General features: G+C 34.5%; 1 pseudogene. It reads left to right on the top strand.

The features are described 5' to 3' along the window. Positions 1-55: 55 nt before the first annotated feature. Positions 56-678: pseudogene (locus QM887_RS09915) on the top strand (IS3 family transposase); the annotation flags it as partial.

Raw genomic sequence — 678 nt, 5'->3', positions numbered from 1 at the left:
TGAACTGCACCCCAAAAGTTAGACATAAAAATCTAACTTTTGGGGTGTTTTTATTATGAAATTAACTTATGATGATAAAGTTCAGATCTATGAACTTAGAAAACAAGGCTATAGCTTAGAGAAGCTTTCAAATAAATTTGGGATAAATAATTCTAATCTTAGGTATATGATTAAATTGATTGATCGTTACGGAATAGAGTTCGTCAAAAAAGGAAAAAATCGTTACTATTCTCCTGATTTAAAACAAGAAATGATTAATAAAGTTTTACATGAAGGCTGGACTAAAGATAGAGTTTCTCTTGAATACGGCCTCCCAAGTCGTACGATACTTCTTAACTGGCTAGCACAATACAGGAAAAACGGGTATACTATTGTTGAGAAAACAAGAGGGAGAGTACCTAAAATGGGACGTAAGCCAAAAAAGAGACCTGAAGAGAGGACAGAATTAGAACGTCTTCAAGCAGAAAATGAGTACCTGAGAGCGGAGAATGCCATCCTAAAAAAGTTGAGAGAACTCCGATTGAAGGAGAAAAAAGAGAAAGAAGAAAGACAAAAATTGTTCAAGAATTAATCACTGAGTTTTCGTTAGATATTCTTCTAAAAGCCATTAAACTAGCTCGTTCGACCTACTACTATCACTTGAAACAGCTAGACAAACCAGATAAGGACCAAGAGCTT

The organism is Streptococcus infantis (genome assembly GCF_047460875.1).
Lineage (GTDB): Bacteria > Bacillota > Bacilli > Lactobacillales > Streptococcaceae > Streptococcus > Streptococcus infantis_AA.
The sequence above is the reverse complement of the archived record's forward strand: the minus strand, read 5'-3'. Positions and strand labels throughout refer to the sequence as shown.